Origin of the sequence: Pseudomonas sp. YuFO8 (assembly GCF_035065025.1) — a bacterium.
Classification (GTDB): domain Bacteria; phylum Pseudomonadota; class Gammaproteobacteria; order Pseudomonadales; family Pseudomonadaceae; genus Aquipseudomonas; species Aquipseudomonas putida_AE.
Genome location: NZ_JAXDEQ010000006.1, coordinates 137,107 through 162,761 on the forward strand (window position 1 = coordinate 137,107; position 25,655 = coordinate 162,761).

The 25,655-nt window shown below is 60.7% G+C and carries 29 protein-coding genes; 18 read left to right on the forward strand and 11 right to left on the reverse strand.

From position 1 onward, the window contains the following. Positions 1 to 28: 28 nt before the first annotated feature. Complete coding sequence (locus tag SOP95_RS08015; protein WP_274073537.1) at positions 29 to 622, reverse strand: nitroreductase family protein; 594 nt, start codon at positions 620 to 622, stop codon at positions 29 to 31. A gap of 164 nt (positions 623 to 786) precedes the next feature. On the opposite strand from SOP95_RS08015, the gene SOP95_RS08020 reads away from it, so the two are divergent. Continuing rightward, positions 787 to 1,236, forward strand: a complete 450-nt coding sequence (locus tag SOP95_RS08020) for a YcgN family cysteine cluster protein (protein WP_020797823.1) — start codon at positions 787 to 789, stop codon at positions 1,234 to 1,236. A 36-nt stretch (positions 1,237 to 1,272) separates the two neighbouring features. After that, positions 1,273 to 2,502 carry a hypothetical protein gene (locus SOP95_RS08025; RefSeq protein WP_323606756.1) on the forward strand — a complete coding sequence of 410 codons (1,230 nt, stop codon included), beginning with the start codon at positions 1,273 to 1,275 and terminating at the stop codon, positions 2,500 to 2,502. A gap of 130 nt (positions 2,503 to 2,632) precedes the next feature. Here SOP95_RS08025 and SOP95_RS08030 read toward each other — a convergent pair whose 3' ends face one another. The 4 genes from SOP95_RS08030 to SOP95_RS08045 form a co-directional block, all read right to left on the reverse strand. Next, the gene (locus tag SOP95_RS08030) at positions 2,633 to 3,010 is read right to left on the reverse strand and encodes a YgaP family membrane protein (protein WP_274073539.1); all 378 of its coding nucleotides are present in this window, start codon (positions 3,008 to 3,010) and stop codon (positions 2,633 to 2,635) included. Positions 3,011 to 3,090: 80 nt separating this feature from the next. Beyond that, entirely contained in the window at positions 3,091 to 3,561 is a 471-nt protein-coding gene (locus SOP95_RS08035; protein ID WP_046816778.1) for an RNA methyltransferase, read from the reverse strand. A gap of 189 nt (positions 3,562 to 3,750) precedes the next feature. Then, the gene (locus tag SOP95_RS08040) at positions 3,751 to 4,122 is read right to left on the reverse strand and encodes a YajD family HNH nuclease (RefSeq protein ID WP_110966870.1); all 372 of its coding nucleotides are present in this window, start codon (positions 4,120 to 4,122) and stop codon (positions 3,751 to 3,753) included. Between the two features lie 48 nt (positions 4,123 to 4,170). After that, positions 4,171 to 4,857, reverse strand: a complete 687-nt coding sequence (locus tag SOP95_RS08045) for a spermidine synthase (RefSeq protein ID WP_046816779.1) — start codon at positions 4,855 to 4,857, stop codon at positions 4,171 to 4,173. A 95-nt stretch (positions 4,858 to 4,952) separates the two neighbouring features. Here SOP95_RS08045 and SOP95_RS08050 point away from each other — a divergent pair, with 95 nt between their 5' ends. Then, positions 4,953 to 5,243: a hypothetical protein gene (locus SOP95_RS08050; RefSeq protein WP_274073540.1), complete on the forward strand. Its 291-nt coding sequence runs from the start codon at positions 4,953 to 4,955 to the stop codon at positions 5,241 to 5,243. Here SOP95_RS08050 and SOP95_RS08055 read toward each other — a convergent pair. Together SOP95_RS08055 and SOP95_RS08060 are read right to left on the reverse strand one after the other, a co-directional pair. Beyond that, complete coding sequence (locus SOP95_RS08055; protein WP_323606757.1) at positions 5,240 to 5,713, reverse strand: cyclic nucleotide-binding domain-containing protein; 474 nt, start codon at positions 5,711 to 5,713, stop codon at positions 5,240 to 5,242. The two genes, SOP95_RS08050 and SOP95_RS08055, sit on opposite strands and share 4 nt — an antisense overlap. A 186-nt stretch (positions 5,714 to 5,899) precedes the next feature. Then, positions 5,900 to 7,954 (reverse strand): S9 family peptidase, encoded by a 2,055-nt coding sequence (locus tag SOP95_RS08060; RefSeq protein WP_323606758.1) that lies wholly within the window; start codon positions 7,952 to 7,954, stop codon positions 5,900 to 5,902. A 180-nt stretch (positions 7,955 to 8,134) separates the two neighbouring features. On the opposite strand from SOP95_RS08060, the gene SOP95_RS08065 reads away from it, so the two are divergent. From SOP95_RS08065 to SOP95_RS08075, 3 genes are read left to right on the forward strand one after another with little or no spacing between them, the layout of a single operon-like run. Further along, on the forward strand, positions 8,135 to 8,632 hold the full coding sequence (locus SOP95_RS08065; protein WP_323606759.1) for an MFS transporter: 498 nt from the start codon (positions 8,135 to 8,137) through the stop codon (positions 8,630 to 8,632). A gap of 32 nt (positions 8,633 to 8,664) precedes the next feature. After that, the gene (locus SOP95_RS08070; protein WP_274073545.1) at positions 8,665 to 9,441 is read left to right on the forward strand and encodes a class II glutamine amidotransferase; all 777 of its coding nucleotides are present in this window, start codon (positions 8,665 to 8,667) and stop codon (positions 9,439 to 9,441) included. Between the two features lie 12 nt (positions 9,442 to 9,453). Further along, a complete protein-coding gene (locus SOP95_RS08075; protein WP_130906676.1) occupies positions 9,454 to 9,996 on the forward strand; it encodes a DUF2937 family protein in 543 nt (180 codons plus the stop codon). 76 nt (positions 9,997 to 10,072) lie between these two features. Here the strand turns inward: SOP95_RS08075 and SOP95_RS08080 are convergent, their stop codons facing one another. Further along, the gene (locus tag SOP95_RS08080) at positions 10,073 to 10,987 is read right to left on the reverse strand and encodes a LysR family transcriptional regulator (RefSeq protein WP_323606760.1); all 915 of its coding nucleotides are present in this window, start codon (positions 10,985 to 10,987) and stop codon (positions 10,073 to 10,075) included. A gap of 147 nt (positions 10,988 to 11,134) precedes the next feature. On the opposite strand from SOP95_RS08080, the gene SOP95_RS08085 reads away from it, so the two are divergent. From SOP95_RS08085 to SOP95_RS08100, 4 genes are all read left to right on the forward strand, one after another. After that, entirely contained in the window at positions 11,135 to 12,421 is a 1,287-nt protein-coding gene (locus SOP95_RS08085) for an MFS transporter (protein WP_274073547.1), read from the forward strand. 73 nt (positions 12,422 to 12,494) lie between these two features. Then, positions 12,495 to 13,247, forward strand: a complete 753-nt coding sequence (locus SOP95_RS08090; RefSeq protein ID WP_323606761.1) for a 5-oxoprolinase subunit PxpA — start codon at positions 12,495 to 12,497, stop codon at positions 13,245 to 13,247. Further along, on the forward strand, positions 13,244 to 13,948 hold the full coding sequence (locus SOP95_RS08095) for a 5-oxoprolinase subunit B family protein (RefSeq protein WP_323606762.1): 705 nt from the start codon (positions 13,244 to 13,246) through the stop codon (positions 13,946 to 13,948). The genes SOP95_RS08090 and SOP95_RS08095 overlap by 4 nt, the downstream gene beginning before the upstream one ends. Beyond that, the gene (locus SOP95_RS08100) at positions 13,945 to 14,868 is read left to right on the forward strand and encodes a biotin-dependent carboxyltransferase family protein (protein ID WP_323606763.1); all 924 of its coding nucleotides are present in this window, start codon (positions 13,945 to 13,947) and stop codon (positions 14,866 to 14,868) included. Before SOP95_RS08095 ends, SOP95_RS08100 begins: the two co-directional genes overlap by 4 nt. 87 nt (positions 14,869 to 14,955) lie before the next feature. Here SOP95_RS08100 and SOP95_RS08105 read toward each other — a convergent pair whose 3' ends face one another. Together SOP95_RS08105 and SOP95_RS08110 are read right to left on the reverse strand one after the other, a co-directional pair. Then, positions 14,956 to 16,134: a vWA domain-containing protein gene (locus SOP95_RS08105; RefSeq protein WP_046816791.1), complete on the reverse strand. Its 1,179-nt coding sequence runs from the start codon at positions 16,132 to 16,134 to the stop codon at positions 14,956 to 14,958. 12 nt (positions 16,135 to 16,146) lie between these two features. After that, entirely contained in the window at positions 16,147 to 16,992 is an 846-nt protein-coding gene (locus SOP95_RS08110) for an AAA family ATPase (protein ID WP_008055443.1), read from the reverse strand. Positions 16,993 to 17,223: 231 nt separating this feature from the next. Between SOP95_RS08110 and SOP95_RS08115 the strand changes: the two genes are divergently transcribed. Both SOP95_RS08115 and SOP95_RS08120 read left to right on the forward strand, forming a co-directional pair. Further along, a complete protein-coding gene (locus SOP95_RS08115) occupies positions 17,224 to 17,454 on the forward strand; it encodes a DUF4160 domain-containing protein (protein ID WP_323606764.1) in 231 nt (76 codons plus the stop codon). Then, entirely contained in the window at positions 17,442 to 17,942 is a 501-nt protein-coding gene (locus SOP95_RS08120; RefSeq protein ID WP_323606765.1) for a DUF2442 domain-containing protein, read from the forward strand. The genes SOP95_RS08115 and SOP95_RS08120 overlap by 13 nt, the downstream gene beginning before the upstream one ends. Here SOP95_RS08120 and SOP95_RS08125 read toward each other — a convergent pair. Beyond that, positions 17,939 to 19,045 (reverse strand): DUF748 domain-containing protein, encoded by a 1,107-nt coding sequence (locus SOP95_RS08125; RefSeq protein WP_442967734.1) that lies wholly within the window; start codon positions 19,043 to 19,045, stop codon positions 17,939 to 17,941. The two genes, SOP95_RS08120 and SOP95_RS08125, sit on opposite strands and share 4 nt — an antisense overlap. Positions 19,046 to 19,144: 99 nt before the next feature. Between SOP95_RS08125 and cysK the strand changes: the two genes are divergently transcribed. The 6 genes from cysK (at position 19,145) to SOP95_RS08155 (ending at position 25,609) form a co-directional block, all read left to right on the forward strand. Continuing rightward, entirely contained in the window at positions 19,145 to 20,119 is a 975-nt protein-coding gene (gene cysK, locus SOP95_RS08130; protein WP_274073553.1) for a cysteine synthase A, read from the forward strand. Between the two features lie 227 nt (positions 20,120 to 20,346). Beyond that, the gene (locus SOP95_RS08135) at positions 20,347 to 21,285 is read left to right on the forward strand and encodes an aspartyl/asparaginyl beta-hydroxylase domain-containing protein (protein WP_323606766.1); all 939 of its coding nucleotides are present in this window, start codon (positions 20,347 to 20,349) and stop codon (positions 21,283 to 21,285) included. Positions 21,286 to 21,550: 265 nt separating this feature from the next. Then, complete coding sequence (rfbB, locus tag SOP95_RS08140) at positions 21,551 to 22,621, forward strand: dTDP-glucose 4,6-dehydratase (RefSeq protein WP_274073555.1); 1,071 nt, start codon at positions 21,551 to 21,553, stop codon at positions 22,619 to 22,621. After that, complete coding sequence (gene rfbD / locus SOP95_RS08145) at positions 22,618 to 23,514, forward strand: dTDP-4-dehydrorhamnose reductase (protein ID WP_323606767.1); 897 nt, start codon at positions 22,618 to 22,620, stop codon at positions 23,512 to 23,514. Before rfbB ends, rfbD begins: the two co-directional genes overlap by 4 nt. Positions 23,515 to 23,516: 2 nt before the next feature. Beyond that, positions 23,517 to 24,395, forward strand: coding sequence for a glucose-1-phosphate thymidylyltransferase RfbA (gene rfbA, locus SOP95_RS08150; protein WP_274073557.1), 879 nt, complete (start codon positions 23,517 to 23,519; stop codon positions 24,393 to 24,395). A 350-nt stretch (positions 24,396 to 24,745) separates the two neighbouring features. Then, complete coding sequence (locus tag SOP95_RS08155; RefSeq protein ID WP_274073558.1) at positions 24,746 to 25,609, forward strand: DMT family transporter; 864 nt, start codon at positions 24,746 to 24,748, stop codon at positions 25,607 to 25,609. Positions 25,610 to 25,655: the final 46 nt, after the last annotated feature.

Consider the following 25,655-nt stretch of genomic DNA (forward strand, 5'->3'; position numbering starts at 1 on the left):
GGCTCCTACAGTAGATATGCGTTGTGGCTTAGAGGGTGAAGTCGCCTTCAGCCGCCAACTCGCTCAACGGACGCCGCGGGCTCGGCTCTTCACGCGCCTGCAGGTAATCCGCCAGCGTCGCTTTATCCCCCAATTTGCCCACTGCCACGGCCGCGTGCAGGGCGTAGCCTTCGGGAATGTTCAGCTCCTTGCGGGTCAGTTCCTGGTCGAAACCGGCCATGCCGTGGGTGTGCCAGCCGCTGATGCTGGCTTGCAGCGCCAGGTGGCCCCAGGCGGAACCGGTGTCGAAGGTGTGCCACAGCGCCGGGGTCTCTTCGCTGGCGCCAGGCGCGGTGAAGGTGGTTTTCGAGATCACGATCACCAGTGCCGAGGCGTGTTGCGCCCAGCTGCGGTTGAATTCATTCAGCAGGCCCAGGTAACGCTCCCAGTTCGGCGTATCGCGACGCGCATAGAGAAACCGCCAAGGCTGCGAGTTGTACGCCGACGGTGCCCAGCGCGCGGCTTCGAAGAAGCTCAGCAGGGTTTCTTCAGGAATGCTTTCGCCGGTGAAGGCGCGGGGCGACCAGCGATCGGTGAACTGAGGGTGAATGACATAATCGGCAACGCGTGGGTTGGCACTCATCAAGAGATTCCTGGCTACGTTTGAAAGTGGGAGCGACGCAAAACCCTACTTGGCGGCGCGATAACTGACAAGCGTGTTCTACCGGCAGTCGCCAATGCTTGGCCCGCGGGGCTACGGGCACTAGACTGGCGGCCTTTTCACCACCTGATGTCGATGCTCGAACCATGGCCGCCAAAGTAGAACCGTTCTGGATACGCAAAACCCTCGATCAACTTGATCAGCAGGAATGGGAATCGCTGTGCGACGGCTGTGGCCTGTGCTGCCTACAAAAGCTCGAGGACGAAGACGACAACAGCGTCTATTACACGCGCATCGCCTGCAAACTGCTGGACCTGAAAACCTGCCAGTGCAGCGATTACCCCAACCGTCGCGCCTCGGTGCCGGATTGCATCCAGCTCACACCAGGCAAGGCCGACGAGTTCAAATGGCTGCCACCGACCTGTGGCTATCGCCTGGTCAGCGAGGGCAAGGACCTGCCGCTGTGGCATCACCTGGTGTGCGGTGATCGCGACGCGGTGCACCACGAACGTATTTCCCAGTCCGGGCGCATGCTCGCCGAAGGCAGCGTGGCCGAAGAGGATTGGGAAGACCATCTGATTTTCCGCGCAGGTTAAGCGCAGCGCAGGTCAAGGTTTCACGAAGGAGTGTGTATGGCTGTGGGATGGCGGCGGGCGCTGGTCGTTGGGTTGTGCGCCCTGAGCGCGCCCGTTTGGGCGGCGAAGAAAGTCGATCTGGATTACCACGTGCGCCTGCTGCCGCAAAGCGACCAGGCTGAAGTACGCCTGACCCTGGCCCAGGGCGCGGCGGTCCGCAGCCTGGATTTCGAGCTCGGCGACGGCAGCCACTACAGCGATTTCAAGGCCGACGGCCAATGGCAGCTGACCGAGGGCAAGCCGGCCCGCGGCGTTTGGCGCCCGGCGGCCGAAAAGGCCAGCCTGACCTGGCGGGTAAAGATCAGTCACGGGCGCAAGAGCGGCAGCTTCGACACCCGCATGACTCCGACCTGGGCGCTGATGCGCGGTGACGATCTGGTGCCGCCGGCCAGGCTCGATCAGCAGGACGGCATCGAGCTGGTTTCACGCCTTGAATTCGAGTTGCCCACTGGCTGGCAAAGCGTCGAAACCGCCTGGCCGCGCATCGGCAAGAACAAGTTCCGCATCGATAACGTTTCCCGGCTGTTCGATCGGCCCACAGGCTGGATGCTCGCCGGGCACCTCGGCAGCCGTCGCACCCGCTTGGGCGAAACCGAAGTCACCGTCGCTTCACCGCGTGGCCAGGGCATGCGGCGCATGGATGTGCTGACGCTGCTGACGTTTGTCTGGCCCCAGGTACAGGCGGTGTTTCCTCGTCACCCGACCAAGTTGCTGATTGTCGGCGCCAACGATCCGATGTGGCGCGGCAGCCTGTCGGCGCACGAATCGATCTACCTGAATAGTCGCCTGCCGCTGGTCAGCGAAAGCGGGACCAGCCCGGTTGTGCGCGAGTTGGCCCAGGTGTTCGGGCGAATCAACGATCAGCAGCGCAGCGACTGGATCAGTGAAGGTTTTGCCGAATACTACGCCATCGAACTGGTGCGCCGGGCCGGTGGCATGAGTGATGAGCGGTATGAGGGCTTGCACGGGAAGCTGGTCAAGGACAGCCAGAAAGTCACCACCTTACGCGGCGAGCAGATCAATGCTGCGCAGGTGGCCAAGGCGGTGTTGATGCTACAGGAGCTGGATCGCGAGATTCGCCTGAAGACGCGCAACAAGCGTTCGCTGGATGATGTGCTGCGCGGGGCGATGCATCTGGGGAGCATTGATACCAAGGAGTTCGTACAGCTCAGTGAGAGCGTGCTTGGTGAGTCTTCCAAGGTCCTGGATACCGGGTTGCTTCAGTAATACCGCCATCGCCAGCAGGCTGGCTCCCACAGTGATCTTCGTTGTTCACACAATCTGTGCAACAAAGAAGATCCCCTGTGGGAGCCAGCCTGCTGGCGATGAGGCCATAAGCCTTAGCGCAAATTCCCGATCAAACCCCGGTTTTAGGCGACTTCAAGGAATCGTTGCCGGTGACGGTCGCGGTGTTGGTCGCTGCCTCGGCATTGGCTTTCAGCCGGTTCAACTCTTCGCCCGCGCGCTGAATCTTCGCCCGCACGTTGTTCATGTCCTGACGGCTTTTTTCCAGCAGGCTTTTCGCCGAGCTGTGCCCGGTGATGCCACGGGCCAGGGCCACGCCGCCGATGGCCACCTGAATCAGGCCGAACAGGCCGCCACGACGCAAGCCCTTGCCGACCATGACCACGCCGCCCGCCAATGAACCGATGCGTTCCCAGCCATGGACATTCTGCTCGGAAGGGGTCTGGAACGGGGTGGATTCGATGCGCTCTACGCGTTTGAGTTCGCTCATGATCTGACTCCAGGCTTGAGTAGTGGATAGATAAGCTGACTGCCGGAGCAGGCCACTTGTTCCATCGGATGTGCGGCGATTCAGCGGAATTTCGGCCCCGAGCGGGTGTTGAGGCCCTTGGCCATGCGGTCGTAGAGCACGACGTTGACCGTGGCAGCGAGGTTCATGCAGCCGGTGGTCGGGATGTAGACCACGTCTTCGCACCAGTCACGGATCTCTTTATCCAGCGAGCCGTCTTCCGGGCCGAAGATGTAGAGCGCGCGGTCCGGGTGGGTGTACTCCGGCAACGGGCGGGCGCCGTCGACCAGTTCCACGGCAACGGGAACACAGTTGAGGGGCAGGATTTTCTTCAGGTCGTCGATGCCGATCAGCGGGATGTCGTAGTGGACGCGCTTGGTATCGGTGACGAAGTCGGCGGCGCGTTCATAACGTTTGCCGGTGTAGAACACCGACGCCACGCCGTAACAGCCAGCGGCGCGCATCACCGAACCGACGTTCTCCGGTGATTTGGGGTTATACAAACCAATGCAGCTGTACCGTTTGTCTGCCACGAGCGAAGCGCCTTTCAGGAAAAAGCGCGATTATACGGGGATTGAGGAGCTGCGGTCAGATTGGAGATTGACGGTGCAGGCGCGGCCGCCATCGCCAGCAGGCTGGCTCCCACAGGGGATTTTCAGTGCACCAGAGATCCAGTGTGGGAGCCAGCCTGCTGGCGATGAGGCCGGGTCAGGCGGTGAAGATCATTCGTCCTTCTTCATTAACCCCGCCAACGCCGCAAACGGGTTGTGCGTCGCCTTGGCGATTTTTGGCGTGCTCAGCGAGCCCTCGCCGAAATACTGCTGGTCGGTATAACGCGAGTGTTCGTTATCGTGGCAGTACAGGCACAACAATTCCCAGTTCGAACCGTCCTGGGGGTTGTTGTCGTGGTTGTGGTCGCGGTGGTGCACGGTCAGTTCGCTCAGGCGCTTGCCGGAAAATTCACGGGCGCAGCGGCCGCACACGTGCGGGTACATCTTCAGGGCCTTGTCGCGATAGCCCATTTCCTTGTCGCGCTGGTTATCGGCCAGGATGCGGTCCAGCTTCGAAGTGTTGGTCGGGGTGGACGAACTCATGGGTTCACCTTTGTTGAATGACTAATGACGGTATACACGCAGTTTAGCTCAGCCCTTGAGCTTCTCGGCAATCCAGATGGTGTGGCGGGTGCCCTTGTTGCCGTGGGCGAAGACCTGCACTTCCTCGGCCTTGAAACCGGCTTTCTTCAGTTTGTCGGAAAACTGCCGGTCGGCGCTGGCCGACCAGACCGCCAGCACGCCTTTTGGTCGCAGGGCCTTGGCGCAGGCGCTCAGGCCGCCGGCGGAGTAGAGCCAGCTGTTGGCTCTCTGGGTCAGGCCTTCGGGGCCGTTGTCGACGTCGAGCATGATCGCGTCGAAACCTTGCGGCTCTGCCTGCAGGACCTTGGCCACGTCTTCCAGGCGGATCACCGTGCGCGGGTCTTGCAGCGGGTTGCCGGCTTTCTCGCCCAGCGGCCCGCGGTTCCACTCCACGACGCCGGGCACCAGTTCGGCGACCACCACTTCAGCGCTCTTGCCCAGGTGCTTGAGCGCCGAGGCGAGGGTGAAGCCCATGCCCAGGCCACCGATCAACACCCGCGAGTTCGGTCTTCCTGCGACCTTGCGGCAGGGGATCTCGGCCAGGGCATCCTCGGAGCCGTGCATGCGCGTATTCATCAATTGTCCGCCGTCACCACCCTGGATCTTGATGACGAAATCCTCGCCGTACTCGAACAGGCACAGGGCACCGCCGTTCTCGGGAATAGGGGCGGTATCGAGCAGAACAAAACGTTTCATGGGGCTCACTTGAGGAAAAATGGCAGCACAGGGGAAGGCAAACCGGCGCAGTTGGGAGTAGCCTGCAATCGACCACAAGGCCAACGGAGCCATTGATGAAGCGCACCATTCTAACGGCCATTGCCCTGACCGCGCTCTCGATAACTGCAGTGCAGGCCCAGCAGTTGCAGACCATGCCGATCAGTCCCGCGCCAATGCCCGGTTCGCCGGGCACCGCAACGCCCACGCCGTATCCGCAGATCAGCCCGGCACCCCTGCCGAAAGTAGGCCCGGGCAGTGGCGGGCCACCCTTGGTGCCGATCGAGATGCCGAGCCCGCCGACCAAGGACCAGCCGGTGCCGGGGATCGAGCAGAACCCGCCGAAGGTCAAGTCGCCCGGCGGTTAGACCTGCTGCGACAGCAGTTGCCCATCGGCCATGCGCAAGCGTTTGGAGAGCGAGACGGCGAGGGCGCGGATGATCTTGGCGGCGATTTTCGGTGCCTCGTTGAGCATCTTTTCCAGCGAATCCTTGCCCAGGTTGAGTAACTGGCAGTTGCTCGCCGCCACGCAACTGGCCGAACGGCGTTCGCCGTCGAGTACGGCCATTTCGCCGAACGAGCGACCGCTGCGCAGGGTCGCGATGGTCACCTGCTGGCCGTCGCTGGTGGTCTTCTGCACCGCCACCTGGCCGGTATGGATGATGCACATGAAGCTGCCGGCATCGCCCTCGTGGAAGATTTCTTCGCCCTGGACAATGGTGCTGAGGCTGAAATAGCCCGAAGCCGCGGCGAATTCCGCCGGCAGCAGTTGGTTGAACAGGCCGCAGTCCATCAGCCAGTTGCGGATTTCGTTGTTCAATAAGGTGGGTTCTGACATATCGGGCGGTCTTTTTTGTTGTACGGAACCCTGTGGGAGCGGGCTTGCTCGCGAAGAGGCCAAAATATTCAACACATAGGTTGACTGAAAAATCGCCTTCGCGAGCAAGCCCGCTCCCACAGGTGGGTCAGTGTTGAATCGGCTTGCGGTGTCCGGCATTAAGACCGGAGCACCGCGCCAAGTTCCTCAGGCAACACCCAATACCTTGAACAAAAATGCATATTCGAGCGCTACGTCACGCAATCCCTGATAGCGACCGCTCATCCCGCCATGCCCCGCGCCCAGTTCGGTCTTGAGCAGCAGCGGGTTGTCGTCGGTCTTGGTGGCGCGTAATTTCGCCACCCATTTGGCCGCTTCCCAATACTGCACACGGCTGTCGTTGTAGCCGGCGATCACCAGGGTCGGCGGATAAGCCTGGGCGCGGACGTTTTCGTACGGCGCGTAGGCCTTGATCCGATCGTGCACGTCCGGCTCTTCAGGGTTGCCCCACTCGTCGTATTCGGTGACGGTCAATGGCAGCTCCGGGTCGAGCATGGTGTTGAGCACATCGACGAACGGTACCTCGGCTATCGCGGCGCCAAATAGCTCCGGTCGCTGGTTAAGCACCGCCCCGATCAACAGGCCGCCGGCACTGCCGCCGCTGATCGCCAGTTGTGGCGCGGTGGTCAGGCCATTGGCGATCAGGTGTTCGGCGCAGGCGATGAAGTCGCTGAAGGTGTTCTGCTTGTGCTCCTGCTTGCCGGCGCGATACCAGGCTTCGCCCAGTTCACCACCGCCGCGCACGTGAGCGATGGCGAACGCCATGCCGCGATCGAGCAGGCTCAGGCGCGCGTGGGAGAACCACGGGTCGAGGCTTTCGCCATAGGCGCCATAGCCGTACAGGTAAAGCGGAACCGGCTTGCCGAGTGCTTCGCGCTTGATCACCAGGCTGATCGGCACTTGCGTGCCATCGGGCGCCGTGGCCCACAGGCGCTGGCTGACGTAGGCGTCGGCGTCGAACGGGCCCAGTACCGGGGTTTGCTTGAGCACCTGCTGCGCACCGCTGACCAGTTCCAGTTGGCGGATCTGCGCCGGACGGTTCAACGCTTCGTAGCGCAGGCGAATCCGCTCGCTGACGAATTCCAGGCTGTTCTGCACGTGCAGGCTGTAGGCGGCATCCGGCAGTTGCACCCGATAGCTCGGCAGGTCCTGGGGGTGAACTTCGATCACCGGCAAGCCGCCGACCCGCAGGCTCAGGGTCATGGCCCCGGCGTTCAGGCTCATGCCATCGATCATCACCGTGTCGCTGTGAGGGATCAGGTTCTGCCAGTCGGCTTCGGTCGGCGCCATGCCGCTGTCGACGGCGGTGTACAGGGCAAAATTGATGCCGTCGCGATTGGTGCGGATGAACCAGGTCCATTGGCCGTCGAGCGCGCCGTGGTCAAGGTCATACTCATGGTTTTCCTGGCGCGGCGCGACGCAGGTAAAGGGCCGTTGCGGGTGATTGGCATCCAGCACCCAGACTTCGCTGGTGGTCTTGCTGCCCACCGACAGCAGCAATTGCTGTTCGGAGCTCGATCGGTAGCAGTGCATGAAGAAGCGGCCGTCGGTTTCATGGAACACTTCTTCGGCCGCCGTGCCGTCCAGGCGATAGCGCAACAGTTTGTGCGGGCGATGGGTGTCGTCCAGCTCACCGAAAAACAGGGTCAGGCTGTCGTTGGCCCAGGTCATGCTGCCGTCGCAGTCCTGGAACTCCAGCTCACTGACGCGACCGTCGGACAATTCCTTCACGAACAGCGTATAGATCTCGTCGCCCGTGGAATCGATGCTGTAGGCCAGGCGCTGGTGATCGGGGCTGATGCTGAACGCGCCGAGGGAAAAGAAGCCGCCCTGGGCCAGTTCATTCGGGTCCAGCAGCAGTTGCTCCCGGCTTTCATCAAGGACCAGGCTGTCGTCGGCCGGACGCGGGCAGCGGTAGTGACGGGCGTATTCGTCACCGGCCGTGGTGCGCGTGTAATACAGGTAGGGTCCCCACGGCGAGGGCAGGGACAGGTCGGTTTCGAGAATCCGGCCCTTGATCTCCTCGAACAGGGTTTCGCGCAACCCGGCCTGATCGGCGGTTTGCGCCTCCTGATAACTGTTTTCAGCCTTGAGGTAGTCGAGCACCGCTGCGCTGTCGCGCTCCTGCAGCCAGGCGTACGGGTCGGATCCTTCGGCCTTGCGGGCAATCGGGGCGTCGGAAACGTTGGCGGATAGGGGCATGAAGGTCTCTCGAACAAGATACTGAATAGGGGGGGCGCAACCTGTAGGAGCTGCCGCAGGCTGCGATCTTTTGATCTTGTTTTTTCAAGATCAAAAGATCGCAGCCTGCGGCAGCTCCTACATGAAAGAGCCTGATGGACGAAAAGCCGTTATCATAAGCGCCTCTTTGCCTGCCTTGCCATGGACACCATGACCGAGAACGACTATCTGATCGCTTGGGGCCTCTACGCCTTTGCCGCTTTGGGCTGCCTGCTGGTGTGGATGCGGATCACCCGCTGGATGTGGCGCTGGCTGCGCGAGCCCCTGCGTTTACTGGTGGCGGTACTGCTGTTCAGCCCGACCATCATCGACCCGGTGAAGGAAAAAGTGGCCCCGGCCCTTGCCATCACGGCCCTTGACCTGTTGTTCAAGGTCGGCAACAACGCATGGCGGGCGATTTCCGACCTGTTCATGTACGGCATGATCGCTTTTGGCATCTACCTAGTGTTCGCCGGGGCGCGTTTTATCCTCGAACGTGGCGCCAGGGCCCGCAAGGAACAGGCCGCCGCCACCCAGGCCGCTCTTCGTGCCGACGAACCGGACGAGGATCACCCCTTCGGCGGTGCCGGCGATGATCGTTACGGTCGTCCGCCTGTGCCGGGCAATCCCCAGCGGATGCGCGTCGAACCCCGTCTGTAACCGTGCCCCTGCCATGAAGCGAGAGTCCATGCATGTGTGAGTTATTGGGCATGAGCGCCAATGTCCCGACCGATATCGTGTTCAGCTTCACCGGGCTGATGCAGCGTGGTGGGCGTACCGGGCCGCACCGTGACGGTTGGGGCATCGCTTTTTACGAAGGCCGGGGTTTGCGCCTGTTCCAGGACCCGGCGGCGAGCTGCGAGTCGGAAGTGGCGAACCTGGTGCAACGCTACCCGATCAAGAGCGAAGTGGTGATCGGGCATATCCGCCAGGCCAACGTCGGCAAGGTCTGCCTGTCCAACACCCATCCGTTTGTGCGCGAGTTGTGGGGGCGTAACTGGTGCTTCGCCCATAATGGCCAGTTGGCGGATTTTCAACCCACGACCAGCTTCTATCGCCCGGTTGGTGATACCGACAGCGAAGCGGCGTTCTGTGACTTGCTCAACCGCGTGCGGGCAGCGTTTCCGGAGCCGGTGGAGGTCGAGGAATTGCTACCGGACCTGGTCGCCGCCTGCGCCGAATACCGCAGCAAGGGTGTTTTCAACTGCCTGCTCAGCGATGGCGACTGGCTGTTCTGCTATTGCTCGACCAAGCTGGCGCAGATCACCCGTCGTGCCCCGTTCGGCCCGGCGCGCCTGAAGGACGTCGATGTGATCGTCGACTTCCAGGCCGAAACCACGCCCAACGATGTGGTCACGGTGATTGCTACCGAGCCTTTGACCGAAAATGAAACCTGGACCCGCTACGAGCCAGGCCAATGGAGCCTGTGGCGACGCGGCGAATGCGTCAGCCAGGGCAGGACCGAATAAGGATCATCCCCCATGTTGCTCAGTTATCTACGGCTGGTGTTGTTCGCGGCGGGCCTGTTGATCGGTGTCCAGGTGCCGGGGTTCATCAATGATTACGCCAAGCGGGTCGAAGCCCACCTGATCGAAGCGCAGGCCGGGTTGAGCGGGTTCCAGAACACAGCCAATCAATTCTTCAAGGGCGACATGCAGGCCCTGGTCGCCCACTATCGTGCCAGTGAAGACCCGATCTTTCGCAGCGACGCCGACAGCCTGGGCAACCTGCTGAGCCGCCAGGTGGCATTGGACAAGCAATTCCAGGCGATGCAAGGGCCGTGGTACATCCGCTTCCTGCAAGTGGTGCTGGCCGCTGATCCGGATATTCGCAAGGAAACCTGGAATGGCTACAGCTACCAGATCCTGCTGACCCCGGAGGCGATGATCTGGGGCATGAGCGGGGCGTTGCTGCTGTCGTTCGGGATCGAGTGCCTGTTCCGCCTGATCGATTGGGTGGTGTTGGGCGGCAAGCGTCTGCGCCAGAGCCGGCCGATCGAAGAGCGGGATTTGCGCGGGTTGTAGGAGCTGGCTTGCCAGCGAATCAAGTGATGCGGTGTGTCAGGCATTGCGCCTTCGCTGGCAAGCCAGCTCCTACAGGTCAACGTTGCAAAACGATGTAATTCTCCCCCACCCGGCGCGCATAGCCCTCCAGCACCTGCTGACACAACGCCATAATCTCCTCGACCCATTCCACGCCCACCCGCCACGACACCACCACTTGCAGGTCCGGTGGTCGCTGGTCGATGTCCAGCAAGGTCAATTCACCCCGCGCCAGTTCCTCGGCCACCAGCACCGGTGGCAATGCGCCGATGCCAAAGCCGTCGCGCAGCAGGCGGGTGATCGCCGAGACCGAGTTCACGCAGTTCAGCCGAGGCGCGATGACGCCGTTGGCCTGCATCAGCGCGAGCACTTCCTGATGGGGATGGGAGTTTTTCGAGTAGGTAATGATCCGCTCATTGGCCAGGTCGGCGATGCCTGAGTAGTCGCGGTTGTAGAGTGAATTGCTGGCGACGATCCAGCCCATGGGGTGGCTGGCCAGTTCCAGGCTGCGCACGCTTTCCTGGCGCAGCAGGTCGGTTTGCAGGATCACATCGAGAAAGCCTTTTTGCAGTTGATCGCAGAGGTTCAGCGAGGTATCGGCCACCAGTTCGATTTCCACCAGCGGGTAATGATCGGTCATCTGCGCCACCAACGGGCTCAGCCAGGTGTGGATCACCGTGTCCATCACGCCTATGCGCACGCGACCGGCCTTGCAGGAGCGGGTCTCGATCGACTGTTTGAGCGCTTGCATGGTGTCCATCATCTGCTCGGCGTATTCGAGCACTTTCAAGCCTTCCGGCGTCAGGCTCACGCCCCGTGAGTCGCGCAGGAACAGCTTCACCCCAAGCTCGCCTTCGAGCACGGCGATGCGGCTGGAAATCGACGCCTGGGTGGTGAAAAGCTTGTCGGCGGTGAGGCGGAAACTCTTGAGCCGGGCGACCCAGACGAAGGTCTCGAGAAACTTCAGGTTCATGTGATCAAGTTTTTCTTATGGCTAGGGCAGGTTTTTATTAGTTGGACGCAGAGCGCTGGCGCGTCCAAAAATCGACACATCCGGTTCCCACGATAGGCGTCGTCGGAGCTCAGAACAATACCAATAAAATCAGCGCGGAGATTTGCCATGAGTGCGCCCGACACCACCGCCATTCCGAAAGCCACGGCTCGCCCGGGACCTTTCGACTGGTATCGCAACATCAATCAGCAGGAACGCCGCACCTTCTGGAGCTGCAAGATCGGCTATGGCCTCGATGGCATGGACACCCAGATGCTCAGCTTCGTGGTGCCGACCCTGATTGCCATGTGGGGCATCACCACCGGCCAGGCCGGGCTAATTCACACCAGCACGCTGATCGCTTCGGCCATCGGCGGCTGGGTGGCGGGGATTCTCTCCGACCGCATCGGTCGTGTGCGCACCTTGCAACTGACGGTACTGTGGTTTGCCTTCTTCACCTTCCTCTGCGGTTTCGCCCAAAACTACGAACAACTGCTGATTGCACGGACCCTGATGGGCTTTGGTTTCGGCGGCGAGTGGACCGCCGGTGCGGTGCTGATCGGCGAAGTCATTCGTGCCCAGGACCGCGGCAAGGCCGTTGGCATGGTGCAATCGGGCTGGGCGCTGGGTTGGGGCCTGACCGCGATCCTGTACGCGCTGCTGTTCTCGATCATGCCGCCGGAAGACGCCTGGCGCGCGCTGTTCATCCTCGGCATCGTGCCGGCGATTTTCGTGATCTTCGTCCGCCGCCTGGTCAAGGACCCGGAAATCTACCGCGAAGCCAAAGCCAAACAGGAACCCAGCAACCCGTCGAAGTTCTACGAGATCTTCGCGCCCGGCATGCTCTTCACCACGATTCGCGCTTCGTTGCTGACCACCGGTGCCCTGGGCGGCTACTACGCCATCACCTCCTGGCTGCCGACCTTCCTGAAGAACGAACGCGGCTTGAGCGTACTCGGTACCGGCGGTTATCTGGCGATGGTGATCGTCGGTTCCTACGTCGGTTATGTCATCAGCGCCTATCTGACCGACATCCTCGGCCGCAAGAAGAACTTCATCCTGTTCGCCGTCGGCTCCTTCACCATTGTGCTGCTGTACACGCAAATGCCGGTGAGCAATGGTGTGATGTTGTGGCTGGGCTTTCCGCTGGGCTTCTTTGCCTCGGGTATCTTCAGTGGCATGGGCGCCTTCCTGACCGAGTTGTTCCCGACGCGCATTCGGGGTTCGGGCCAGGGCTTCTGCTACAACATCGGCCGCGCGCTGGCGGCGTTGTTCCCGCTGCTGATCGGCCTGCTCAGCCAGACGGTGCCGCTGAGCGTCGGCATCGGTGCCTTTGCGGCGGTGTCCTACGGCGTGGTGATCCTCGCGGCCCTGAGCTTGCCGGAAACCCGTGGCAAGCAACTCGACGCCCAGTAACTGGTAATCTGCGGGCGTGTCATACGGATATGTCCCACAGCTAAAAAGAATAAAGCCTACAGGAGTGTTCAGCGTGAGCCGCCTGCTATTGAACTGCGACATTGGCGAAAGCTTTGGCAACTGGACCATGGGTCTGGACGCCGAAGTCATGCCCTTCATCGATTGCGCCAACATCGCCTGCGGTTTCCATGCCGGCGACCCGAGCATCATGCGCAAGACCGTCAGCCTGGCCCTCAGCCACGGCGTGCAGATCGGGGCCCACCCGGCCTATCAGGATCTGGTCGGTTTCGGCCGCCGCTCCATGGCCTATGCCACCCAGGAACTGCAGGACATCCTGCATTACCAGATCGGCGCCCTCGACGGCATCTGCCGGGCTCAGGGCGGTCGGGTCAGCTACGTCAAGCCCCACGGCGCCATGTACAACGACATGATGGCCAACCCGGCTCAGCTGCGCGCCGTCCTGCAAGCAGTGGCTTCCTATGACCGCAGCCTGCCGTTGATGCTGATGGCCACCCGCGACAACAGCGCCGCGCAGCAGTTGGGCGAGGAATACGGCGTGACCCTGTGGTTCGAAGCCTTCGCCGACCGCGCCTACGACAGCGCCGGCATGCTGGTGTCGCGGCAACTGCCGGGGGCGGTGCATCACGAACCGGAGAAAATCATCGAGCAGGCGTTGATCATTGCCCGTGGCGATCACCTCACCGCCAGTGACGGCAGCGCCCTGCACCTGCAGGCCAATACCCTCTGCGTGCACGGCGACAACGCCAGCTCGGTGGCCGCCGTGCGGCGCATCCGTGAAGCCTTGAACCAGCAGGGCGCGTCATGAAACTGCGGGTAGAAGTGGTCGCGCTCGATTGCCTGATGGTGCGTCTGTTCGATGAGATCGCCGAAGCCAACATGCCGTGGATGCTCGCCGCCAGCGAAAGCCTGCGGGCAGCGTTCGGTGACCGGCTGATCGATCTGGTGCCGTCCTACACAACCTTGATGGTGCATTACGACCTGACTGCGCTGAATCCGGTGCAGGCCCGGGAATTGATCGCCGAGGCGTTGATCGACTTGTCGCCCAACGCGCGTACTCGCGGCAAATGCCATGTGCTGCCGGTGTGGTACGACTTGAGTGTCGGTCCGGAATTGAGCCTGTTGTCGCAACGCAGTGGGCTGGCGATGGAAGAGGTGATCCGCCGTCACAGCGGGCGTGAATACCAGGTGTTCGCCCTGGGCTTCGCCCCGGGGTTCGCCTTCATGGGCCTGGTGGAAGAAGTACTCGCCGCACCGCGCCTGAATACACCGCGCAAGAAAGTCGCTGCGGGCAGTGTCGGCATCGCCGAACGGCAGACGGCCGCCTATCCAGTGGTATCGCCGGGCGGCTGGAACCTGATCGGTCGCACGCCGGCCAAATTGTTTGACCGCAACCGAGACGGCTACAGCCTGATGCAACCGGGCGACACCGTGCGCTTCGAAGCGGTCGGCCGTGCCGAGTTCATCAATTTGGGCGGTGACGACACGCCACTGGAGGCCCAGGCATGAGCCGTCTGACGATTGAAGCGAGTACGCCGCTGTGCCTGTTGCAGGACGCTGGTCGTTTTGGCGTGCGGCACCTGGGCGTGACCCAGGGTGGCGCGGCTGATTGGCGTTCAATGTCCTGGGCCAATTGGTTGCTGGGTAACGGGCTGGATGCGCCGGTGATCGAAATCACCCTCGGCGGGTTCACCGTAGTGGCCGAGGACGAATGCGTGCTGGCGCTGGCCGGGGCCGATCTTGGCGCGCACGTGGACGGTGAACCCTTGGCACCGTGGCGCAGCTTCAGGCTGCAAAAGGGCCAGCGTCTGCAATTCACCCAGCCATTGCTTGGCGCCCGAGCCTATCTGGCCGCGCCGGGTGGCTTCGATGCGCCGAAGGTGTTGGGTAGCAGCGCTACGGTGGTTCGTGAGGAACTGGGCGGACTGGATGGCATGGGGCGTGCGCTGGGCAAAGGCGCGTGCTTGAGCTATTCGGGTAACTCAGTGATGTTGCTGCGAGAGTTGACCGCAGACCAGCGGCCGGACCTGAACCTCAAGGCCCCGTTGGACCTGGTGCTCGGTGCGCAGATCGGTGAATTCAGCGGGCAGAGCCTGTTCGATGCGTTCAACAGCACTTGGAGCCTGGACAGCCGTGCCGATCGCATGGGCATTCGTTTGTTGGGCACAGCTTTGCAGTACCAGGGAAAACCGATGATCTCCGAAGGTATTCCGCTGGGGGCGGTGCAGGTGCCGCCGGACGGGCAGCCGATTGTGCTGCTCAATGATCGGCAGACCATTGGCGGTTATCCGCGGCTGGGGGCGTTGACGCCGTTGGCGTTGGCGCGGCTGGCGCAGTGTCTGCCGGGGGCGCAGGTGCGGTTGAAACCGGTGGTGCAGGATGTCGCCCATCGCGAGCAGGTCGAGTATTTGCACCGTTTTACTGTTTGAAGATCAAAAGATCGCAGCCTGCGGCAGCTCCTACACCGATCTCTGTAGGAGCTGCCGCAGGCTGCGATCTTTTAGACCGTCACCCGATCATTTGGACAGAAACCGCATCCCTTCCTCCAACCCCCGCAGGGTCAACGGATACATCTGGTCCTCAATCAAATCCCGCACAATATTGGTCGACGAGGTATAACCCCAGGTGTCCTTCGGATACGGATTGATCCAGATGAGCTTCTTGTACTTCTCCTTGAACCGCTGCATCCACACATAACCGGCTTCTTCGTTCCAGTGCTCGACGCTGCCACCCGGCTGGGTGATTTCGTAGGGCGCCATGGCGGCGTCACCGATGAAGATCACTTTGTAGTCGGCGCCGTACTTGTGCAGCAAGTCCATGGTCGAGGTGCGTTCGGAAGTGCGACGCATGTTGTTCTTCCACACCGACTCATAGATGAAGTTGTGGAAGTAGAAGTACTCCAGATGCTTGAATTCGGTCTTGCAGGCCGAGAACAGCTCTTCGCAGATCTTCACGTGGGCGTCCATCGAGCCGCCGATGTCGAACAGCAGCAACAGCTTCACCGTATTGCGCCGCTCCGGTCGCATCTGGATGTTCAGCAAGCCGGCATCCTTGGCGGTGTGGTCGATGGTGCCATCGATGTCCAGCTCTTCCGCCGCGCCCTGGCGGGCAAATTTGCGCAAGCGGCGCAGGGCGACCTTGATGTTGCGCGTGCCCAACTCGACTGAATCGTCGAGGTTCTTGTACTCGCGCTGGTCCCAGACTTTCACGGCCTTGCCCTGGCGCTTGCCGGCATCGCCGACCCGAATGCCTTCCGGGTTGAAACCGCCGGAACCGAACGGGCTGGTACCACCGGTGCCGATCCACTTGTTGCCGCCGGCATGGCGTTCCTTCTGTTCTTCCAGGCGTTTCTTGAATTCTTCGATCAACTTGTCGAGGCCGCCAAGGGACTGGATCGCTGCCCGTTCTTCATCGGTCAGCGAGCGCTCGAACTCCTTGCGCAACCAGTCTTCCGGAATCAGGGCCTGGAGGTGATCGTCGAGCTTTTCCAGGCCATTGAAGTAGGCCCCGAAGGCCCGGTCGAACTTGTCGAAATGCTTTTCGTCCTTCACCAGGATCGCCCGGGACAGGTAATAGAACTCGTCCATGTCGGCGAAGGTCACGCGCTGTTTCAGCGCGTTGATCAGGTCCAGCAGCTCGCGCACCGAGACCGGCACCTTGGCTGCGCGCATTTCATTGAACAGGTTGAGCAGCATGGCATCAGCCTCTTATCGACTGCCGCGACGGCTCATGAACGCCAGACGCTCCAGCAGTTGCACGTCCTGTTCGTTCTTCACCAAAGCGCCGGCCAGCGGCGGGATGGCCTTGGTCGGATCGCGTTCGCGCAGCACCGCTTCGCCGATGTTGTCGGCCATCAGCAACTTCAGCCAGTCCACCAGTTCTGAAGTCGATGGTTTTTTCTTCAGGCCCGGCACCTTGCGCACGTCGAAGAACACATCCAGCGCTTCGCTGACCAGGTCTTTCTTGATGTCCGGGTAATGCACGTCGACGATCCGCTGCATCGTCGTGCGATCCGGGAACGCGATGTAGTGGAAGAAGCAGCGGCGCAGGAAGGCGTCCGGCAGCTCTTTCTCGTTGTTGGAGGTAATGATGATGATCGGGCGCTTCTTGGCCTTGATGGTCTCGTCGATCTCGTAGACGTAGAACTCCATCTTGTCGAGTTCTTGCAGCAGGTCGTTGGGGAACTCGATGTCGGCCTTGTCGATTTCGTCGATCAGCAGGATGACCCGCTCTTCGGATTCGAAGGCTTCCCAGAGCTTGCCCTTTTTCAGGTAGTTGCGAACGTCGTGGACCTTTTCCGTGCCGAGCTGCGAATCGCGCAGGCGGCTGACCGCGTCGTACTCATAGAGGCCCTGGTGAGCCTTGGTGGTGGACTTGATGTGCCAGGTGATCAGCTTGGCGCCAAAGGAGTCGGCCAGTTGTTCGGCGAGCATGGTCTTGCCGGTGCCAGGTTCGCCCTTGACCAGCAGCGGCCGCTCCAGGGTGATGGCGGCGTTGACCGCCAGCTTCAGGTCATCGGTGGCGACGTAGGCCTGGGTGCCTTCGAACTTCATCTGCTAATCCTCGAACGGTAACGCCGGCCTGAGCGAGGCAGGGCGCAGGGGTGCAATGAAAGGTGCAATAAAAGGTGCAATAAAATGGTCAGCCCCGACTATAACGCGGTGTCCGGTCGGCTGTGAACGCAGACGGCTTATTCAGTCTCTGAATGGAGCGTCACATCTTGACTCAGTCTCGGCGGCTGGCCAGTATTGAGATATCGCCATTTTGGCGATAGCTTGCCGGGCATGTCTACTAAATACCGATTTCGAGATACGTATCGCATTCCGCTGCGAGAGAAGGATCACCCGCCGCCCCACGTTCACCTGACCGGTGGCGGGCTGGATGTCATGCTGAGCCTGGAAACCGTCGAAGTGATGGCAGGCAAGGCACCGCCGTTGATTATCAAGGAAGCGCTCGGGTGGATCAGAGCCCATCAGGCGCAATTGCTGGAGGATTGGAAACGATGTTACCCATGAAGCGACCACGACTATCAGCAGTGGAAGTACTGCCGGATTATCGCCTGGCGCTGACGTTCATCGACGGTCAACAACTGACCCTGGACCTGAGTCGCGACCTGCAGGTTTTTGCCGGCCTGCAGCCTTTGCGTGGCAGTGCGTTCGAGGGGGCCATGCTGGGTGACGATGGCTGGTGCGTGGAGTGGCCTGAGCTGGACATCCAGATCGGTGCCGACACCCTGTACCTGGATGCGCTGGCGCAAAACGCGTCGGACGAAAATACCCGGATTTTCATCGACTGGCGCGCTCGAACCGGATTGCCGCTGAATCAGGCCGCCGAGGCGTTGGGCGTCAGCGCCCGCAGCATCAGTCGCTACAGCAGTGGCCGAGAGGCGGTACCGCGGTCACTGGCCCTGGCCTGCCTGGGATGGGATTTCCTGCAACAGCAAGCCAATCCGCTACGGGCAGCCGAAGACACCGGGCGTTACACTGTCACGCGTAAAAATTAATCGGCCTCCGGCTTGGGTCGTTCATAGCGCGCATTGAATGCCTGGATGAAACCATTGCGTAAAATCTGCAAAAACGCCTGGAACGCGCTGATATCTTTTTGATGGACGTTGCCGCTGAGCTCGACCCGGGTGGCAAACTGGTTCTTGCCCTGGTTTTTCAGCACGGTTTCCGAGCCGCCGACGATAGCCTCCCAGATGGAACGAAAGATCCCCTTGTCCTTGTTTTCCACATCCTGTTGCCAGTTGAACACGTCGACATCCCGCAGCAGCGGTTTGATATAGCCAGTCAGTTTGGCTTTATTCGCCTTGGCTTCGATGACCACGTCGCCATGGCCGGCATTGAAATCGAACTTGCCGTAGGCCGAAGCGAAGTCATTCATGCGTTTGAGCTCAATGTTCCGGGCCCGCATGCGAAATTCGAAATCTTCGAAGTTGCTCAGGGGGTCGAAGGTGGCCGTGGTTTCCAGGGGCGCGTGACCCAGCAGTAGCGCCTTGCCTTCGAAGCGGGCGTCGCGTTTGCCTTTGGCATCGACCACGTTAGTCAGGTTGTAGATGCTCAGGTCGACCTTGGTGGCATTCATGTTCACCGGTGGCTTGGAATTGAAGTTGCGAAAGCTGATCTTGCCATCGTCGATCCGCACTTCATCCAGGGTGATCGGCAGCAATTTCCCCAGTTGGGCACGCCAGTCGGTGCCTTCGCCGGTTTGCGAGTTCTGTTTGTTGGCCCCGCCGTCGACAAAGTTGACCTCGGGCCTGAGGAACGTCACTTGGGCGACCACTGCGTGGTCGTACCACAGCGAATGCCAACTGACCGAGAGATCGATCAGCGGCGCATTGACGAAGGGCACAGGCACCTTGCCCTCGACCTTGACGATTTTCAGGCCGTTGATCTTGTAGGCACCGCGCCACAGGGCCAGGTCCACGTCGGTGATCTGGCCACGGTAATCGCCCATGTTCGCCAACCGGTCATTCAGGTAGTCGCGCACCAGGTAGGGCAGGGCGAAGTGCAGGGCAATCAGCAACACAAGGAGGCCGGCGAAGCTCCACAACGGCCAGCGGTATCGACGTTTCATGGTGGTAATTCTCTGACGTTCTAAAGCCATTGACTGCGGTTACATCCGGACGTTCGACCTGACTGGACGCCCAGGGGCAAGAGGCTTACCTTGATGCCCTATTTCAATGCTGTCGTTAAGGACCCAGCCATGAGCCGTATCTACGCTGACAATGCCCATTCCATCGGCAACACGCCGTTGGTGCAGATCAACCGTATCGCGCCGCGTGGCGTTACCATCCTGGCCAAGATAGAGGGGCGCAACCCCGGTTACTCGGTCAAGTGCCGGATTGGCGCCAACATGATCTGGGACGCCGAAAGCACAGGCAGGCTCAAGCCGGGCATGACCATCGTCGAACCGACGTCCGGCAATACCGGCATCGGCCTGGCCTTCGTTGCCGCCGCCCGTGGCTACAAATTGATGCTGACCATGCCGGCATCCATGAGCATCGAGCGCCGCAAGGTACTCAAGGCGCTGGGGGCGGAACTGGTGCTGACCGAGCCGGCCAAGGGCATGAAAGGCGCGATCGAGAAGGCCGGGGAAATAGTCGCCAGTGATCCGGCCCGCTTTTTCATGCCGGCGCAGTTCGACAACCCGGCCAACCCCGCCATCCACGAAAAAACCACCGGGCCCGAGATCTGGAACGATACCGACGGCGCGGTGGATGTCCTGGTGGCCGGTGTCGGAACCGGCGGAACCATTACCGGCGTTTCACGGTATATCAAGAATACCCAGGGCAAACCGATCGTCTCGGTGGCGGTGGAGCCAGCGGTATCACCGGTGATTTCCCAGGCATTGGCCGGTGAAGAAATCAAGCCGAGCCCGCACAAGATCCAGGGCATCGGTGCCGGTTTCGTGCCGAAAAACCTCGACCTGTCGATCGTCGACCGGGTGGAGCTGGTCACCGACGAGGAGTCCAAGGCCATGGCGCTGCGCTTGATGCAGGAAGAAGGCATCCTGTGCGGCATCTCCTGCGGCGCCGCGATGGCCGTGGCGGTACGCCTGGCCGAGACCCCGGAGATGCAGGGCAAGACCATTGTGGTGATCCTTCCGGATTCCGGTGAACGTTATTTGTCGAGCATGCTGTTCAGCGATCTGTTTACCGAGCAGGAGAACCAGCAGTAGGGGGAAGGGAACGCTTGAGGATGGAGAAGGGAGTTCCCTTCTTCATCAGGTGTCCTGACGCGGATCAGCAAGCGTTCAGGCACCTTGTGTTAAGACATGCTTTGTTGCGCATTCCTTAACACTGTATGTCGGGTTACACGGGTTTTTCCCGCGATTGGTAATGTTTATCATGCCAACGGCCGCGTCGAGGAATGGCGTTGCGTAGATTTTCGATCAAGGAGTTGTAAATGAGCGTTTCGGTTGCCGCGAAAGCGTCGTTGTTGCTGCTGTTTCTGGGCAGTACCCTCTATGTACATTTGCGTGGCAAGGCGCGCTTGCCGGTCTTGCGTCAGTTCGTCAACCATTCGGCCCTGTTTGCCCCCTATAACGCCTTGATGTATCTGTTCTCCGGCGTGCCTTCAAAACCCTACCTGGACCGCAGCAGGTTTCCCGAGCTGGATGTGCTCAAGGACAATTGGCAAGTTATCCGCGAAGAAGCGCTGCACCTGTTCGATGAGGGGTACATCCGCGCCGCGGAAAAAAACAACGATGCCGGCTTCGGTTCGTTTTTCAAGAAGGGCTGGAAGCGCTTCTACCTCAAGTGGTACGACCAACCCTTGCCCTCGGCCGAGTTGCTGTGCCCGCAGACCGTAGCGCTGGTCAGCGCGATTCCCAACGTCAAGGGGGCCATGTTTGCCCTGCTGCCGGGGGGCAGTCATCTCAATCCGCACCGCGATCCATTTGCCGGCTCTTTGCGCTACCACCTGGGGCTGTCGACGCCCAACAGCGACGCTTGTCGCATCTTTGTCGACGGTCAGGCCTACGCCTGGCGTGATGGTGAAGACGTGATGTTTGACGAAACCTATGTGCACTGGGTCAAGAACCAAACCGACAAGACCCGGGTCATTCTGTTTTGCGACATCGAGCGGCCGCTCAGTAACCGCTTGATCACCGGCATCAACCGCTGGATCAGCCGCCTGCTGGGGCGCGCCACCGCGCCGCAGAACCTTGCGGATGAACGGGTGGGCGGGATCAACCAGGCCTATGCCTGGAGCAAGCAGTTCAGCGACAGGTTCAGCGGGCTGGTCAAGCAGTGGAAACGCCGTCACCCCAAGGCGTATCGGGCAATGCGGCCGATCTTGGCGATTGGCGTGCTGGGGTTACTGGGCCATTGGCTGATAGGTTGAGCACTCGATGGCCAAAGGCCGGGAAAAAAGATCGCCACCAGGCGATCTTTTTTTTTATTTTTGGGAGCTAAGCTATATTACGAATGTCGCCTGTTAATGCCGTTCAGGGCGTCGGGGGAGTCTATACAGAGCCGGTCGTAGAGCTGGCATGCGCTGGTTGAATGTTCAAACCCTTATCCAAAATCCTTGCGACAGCAGAGTTTCCTTGGCAGTAACGCCATTGGGGGGCCGATCCTCGCAACCTTACTGAAAAAGGTCTGAATCAATGACCATCCTGGTAACTGGCGGTGCAGGCTTCATTGGGGCAAATTTCGTATTGGATTGGCTGGCTCACTCCGATGAAACCGTAGTCAACCTGGACAAGCTGACCTATGCCGGCAACCTGGATAACCTCAGCAGCCTGTCGGGCAATACCCGGCATATATTCGTGCAGGGCGATATCGGTGACAGTGCCCTGGTCGAGCGCTTGCTCGAAGAGCACCAGCCCCGTGCCATTCTCAACTTTGCCGCCGAGTCCCATGTCGACCGCTCCATCCACGGGCCGCAGGCCTTCATCGACACCAACATCGTCGGCACTTTCCGCTTGCTCGAAGCCGTGCGCGCCTACGCCAAGGGGCTGGCGCCCGATGCGCTGCAGGCCTTTCGCTTCCTGCATGTGTCCACCGACGAAGTCTACGGCTCACTGGCCAAGGACGAAGCGGCGTTCAACGAAAACCACCCCTATGAACCCAACAGCCCTTACTCGGCCAGCAAAGCCGCCAGCGACCACCTGGTGCGCGCCTACCATCACACCTATGGCCTGCCGGTACTGACCACCAACTGCTCGAACAACTACGGTCCGTATCACTTCCCGGAAAAGCTCATTCCGCTGATGATCGTCAACGCGCTGTCCGGCCAGGCATTGCCGGTCTATGGCGATGGCCAGCAGATTCGCGACTGGTTGTACGTCAAGGACCACTGCAGTGCCATCCGCCGCGTGTTGGAGGCCGGCAACGTGGGTGAGGTCTACAACGTCGGTGGCTGGAACGAAAAAACCAATCTCGAGATCGTGCACACCGTCTGCGCGTTGCTCGATGAGCTGCGTCCGCGTGCCGACGGCCAGCCCTACCATGCACAGATCAGCTACGTGACCGATCGGCCCGGGCACGATCGACGTTATGCCATCGATGCCCGCAAGCTTGAGCGTGAACTGGGCTGGAAACCGGCGGAAACCTTCGAGACCGGCATTCGCAAAACCGTGCAGTGGTACCTGGACAACCAGGATTGGGTACGCAATATCCAGTCCGGCGCCTACCGCGAATGGGTCGAGAAAAACTATGCCGGGCGCAATGCATGAAACTGCTATTGCTCGGCAGGAACGGCCAGGTGGGTTGGGAGCTGCAACGCAGTCTCGCGCCCCTTGGCGAGGTGTTGGCGCTGGACTCCGCAAGCCAGGAGTACTGCGGCGATCTGACGGATTTGCCAGGGCTGGCCGCCACCGTGCAGCGCTTCGCACCTGACGTTATCGTGAACGCAGCGGCCTACACCGCGGTCGACAAGGCTGAAAGCGAATCGCAACTGGCCCATCGGGTCAATGCCGATGCACCGGCGGTGCTGGCTCGCGAGGCGTTACGGCTCAAGGCTTTGCTGGTGCATTACTCCACCGATTATGTGTTCGCAGGGCTTGGCCATACGCCCTGGCAGGAACAGGATCCGGTCGCGCCATTGAGTGTCTATGGGGCCAGTAAGCTGGCCGGCGAACAGGCGATCGCCGCCAGCGGCTGTGCGCATCTGATCCTGCGTACCAGCTGGGTGTATTCCGCTCGGGGCAACAACTTTGCCACGACCATGCTGCGCCTGGCCCGGGAACGTGAACGCCTGGCCGTGATCGACGATCAGTTCGGCGCGCCAACCGGTGCCGAATTGCTCGCGGATGTGACCGCCCATGCCATCCGTAGCCTGCTGGCCGACCCGCAGTTGAGCGGGATCTACCATCTGGCAGCCGCTGGCGAAACCACCTGGTGTCGCTATGCTCGTTTTGTACTCGAGCACGCCGAGCGGGCAGGCATGAAGCTCAAGGTTGGCCCGGCAATGGTCGACGCGATCGGCACCGAGGCGTACCCGACGCCGGCACGACGCCCATGCAATTCCCGACTCGATACGCATAAACTGCAAAAGGCCTTTGCGCTGAGCTTGCCTGACTGGAAAGTCGGCGTAACACGGATGCTCGCAGAAATACTGGAGAAATGAATATGCTCAATCGTAAAGGCATCATCCTTGCCGGCGGCTCTGGTACTCGACTGCATCCGGCGACATTGTCCATTTCCAAGCAGCTGCTGCCGGTCTACGACAAACCGATGATCTACTACCCGCTGAGCACCCTGATGCTGGCGGGTATCCGCGATATCCTGATCATCTCCACGCCACAGGACACCCCACGCTTCGAACAGCTGCTGGGGGATGGCACCCGTTGGGGCCTGAACATTGCCTATGCGGTGCAGCCTTCGCCCGATGGCCTGGCACAGGCCTTCATCATCGGCGAAGACTTTATCGGCAACGACCCCAGCGCCCTGGTCCTGGGTGACAACATCTATCACGGCCACGACTTCATCAATATTCTGCAAAGTGCCATGGCGCGTCAGGCGGGGGCGAGTGTCTTTGCCTATCACGTCAATGACCCGGAGCGTTACGGCGTGGTCGAGTTCGACAGCCAGGGCACGGCGATCAGCCTCGAAGAAAAGCCACTCAAGCCCAAGTCGAATTTTGCGGTCACCGGGCTGTATTTCTATGACAACGACGTTGTCGAGATGGCCAAGAGCATCAAGCCATCGGCGCGGGGTGAGCTGGAGATTACCGATATCAACAGTCTCTACCTGGAACAGGGCAACCTGTCGGTAGAAATCATGGGCCGCGGTTACGCCTGGCTGGATACCGGAACCCACGACTCATTGCTCGATGCCAGCCAGTTCATTGCCACGCTCGAGCGTCGCCAGGGCCTCAAAGTCGCTTGTCCTGAAGAGATTGCCTTCCGGCAGAAATGGATCGATGCCGATCAGCTGCAGAAACTGGCGGCGCCATTGGCAAAAAATGGTTATGGCCAATACCTCAACCGTCTTTTGCAAGAGAGTTGATGCCTGCCACACCTCTGGTTATAGTCAGCTCAAGCAGGTCTGCATGACCTGCTTTTCAACTTTTCGAAAAAGATCAGCCCAATGCCTGCAACCCTCATCAACGCGGTAGTCGATTCAGCGGTCAACGCTGGCGTCGTGCCGTGCGGGAACCAGCAGCCTGTGCAGATCAGTCATTACCCCCCACCTGTCCGTAGCACGCCGGTGTACGCAGTCGTATCACCGCCGGGTGTTGGCATTTCGGGCTGATCAGCATTGTTCTGCTGACCCTCTCCGAAACGCGCCCGCTTGAAAAAACTACTGGATTTCAGCTTCGGCTGAATTGGCTTCTTGCCTGACTACAGGTGGTATTCATGTTTGTCCTTTCGAAAAAGTCCGCGCTCGCGGCGGCTTCCACGAGCCTGTTCGTTCTGCTGTGGAGCAGCGGGGCGATCTTCTCCAAGTGGGGGCTGGCCCACGCATCACCCTTTGCCTTTCTGTTGATTCGCTTCGTCATCGCGTTGTGCGGCCTGGTGTTGCTGATGCCGCTGCTGAAGCTGAAGTTGCCCAAGGGCGGCAGGCCGATGTTGTATGCGATGGCGACTGGTGTGGTGTTGCTGGGGGCGTATCAGATTTTTTATCTGCTGGCGCTCGACCTAAAGGTCACGCCCGGTGTAATGGCGACCATCATGGGCGTGCAACCGATTCTCACGGTGGTGCTCATGGAGCGCCAGCGCTCGGCCAGCCGCATGTTCGGCCTGTCGATGGGCCTGGCCGGGTTGATCATGGTGGTCTATCAGGGCATCGGCCTGGCCGGCATGTCGCTGGCCGGGATGCTCTTCGGCCTGCTGGCGCTGGCAAGTATGACCTTCGGTTCGATCATGCAAAAACGCATCACCGATAATCCCCTCGGCACGCTCCCGGTGCAGTACCTGGCCGGGTTGTTGCTCTGCGGGATATTCGTGCCGTTCCAGCCGTTTCATTTCGAACATGGCAGCGGTTTCATCGTGCCGGTGTTGTGGATGGGGCTGGTGGTGTCGGTGCTGGCGACCCTGTTGCTGTACCGCTTGATCGCCCGGGGCGACCTGGTGAATGTCACCAGCCTGTTCTATCTGGTGCCGGCCGTGACGGCCGTGATGGATTACCTGATTTTCGGCAATCGTCTGGCGCTGTTGAGTATCCTCGGCATGGTGCTGATTATCGTTGGCCTGGTGTTCGTGTTCCGTAAAACCGCGTAAACGCATTTCCCTGTAGGAGCTGCCGAGTGCAACGAGGCTGCGATCT